This is a genomic window from Bacillus sp. LR--39 (assembly GCF_053613335.1).
Map to the genome: position 1 here is coordinate 1 of NZ_JBSIOT010000519.1, position 901 is coordinate 901.

Annotated in this window: 1 protein-coding gene and 1 pseudogene; both read right to left on the reverse strand. The window is 48.1% G+C overall.

Annotated elements, in window-relative coordinates; translation table 11 throughout:
* Nucleotides 1–262: pseudogene (locus ACWHAR_RS24595) on the reverse strand (glucosamine-6-phosphate deaminase); the annotation flags it as partial.
* Nucleotides 259–901, reverse strand: a 643-nt coding sequence (gene nagA / locus ACWHAR_RS24600; RefSeq protein WP_452088122.1) for an N-acetylglucosamine-6-phosphate deacetylase, incomplete at its 5' end; no start/stop codon positions are given. The pseudogene ACWHAR_RS24595 and the gene nagA, both read right to left, overlap by 4 nt.

A 901-nucleotide genomic window follows, 5' to 3' on the forward strand; every position in this document is an offset into this window, starting at 1 on the left:
GCTGTTTTTTCATATAGAATGTATAGCTGTTTTCATGATCCGGGGAAACGCCGACATACTCGTCTAAGTTAACAGTATAGACGTGCTTGTAAGTCGTTTTATTACGCGCATGATCTTCCCTTAAAACCTGATATGTGCCGAGAGGCGTTCCTCCGGTTGCAAGGCCGAGAACAGGTGCAGATAAGCGATTCACTTGCTCGATGATGAATCGGGCGGCTGATTGGCTCATGTCCTGATAATCTTTAGCTTCAATGATCTTCATGGTGAAACCTCCCTTTTGCTGAAAGCAATCACGCCTTTGCAAAGCGTCATCACAACTTCATTTTTTTCATTTAAAATGATCAAATCGGCATCTTTCCCGCTCCGTATGCTGCCTTTCCGGTCATAAATATGAAGCTGTCTGGCAGGATTGACTGCTGTCATGTAGACGATATCTTCGAGTGAACATCCCGTAAAATCCATCATGTTCAGTGCAGCCTGGTTCATCTTCAAGATGCTGCCGGCAAGCGTACCATCCCGTAAAACGGCTTTATCGCCTTTTACGAACACCTCCTGTCCGCCTAATGTATAGGTTCCATTTTTCAAGCATTTTGCGCGCATGGCATCCGTAATTAAAATGATGCCTTCTTTCTGTTTTTGCTGAAATGCCAGCTTGATGACGGCAGGGTGAACATGGATGCCGTCGGCAATGACTTCAGCCTTCAGTTCATCATGCAGAAGAGCGCTACCGGCAGTCCCCGGCTCGCGGTGGTGCAGCCCCCGCATGCCGTTGAACAAATGGGTGACATGGGAGAGGCCGGCCTTAATCCCGGCTTCCATCTCTTTGAGTCCGGCGTCGGAATGGCCTGCGGATGCGATGACCCCTGTTTCCTTCAAAAAGGAAATTAGTTCCAAAGACCCT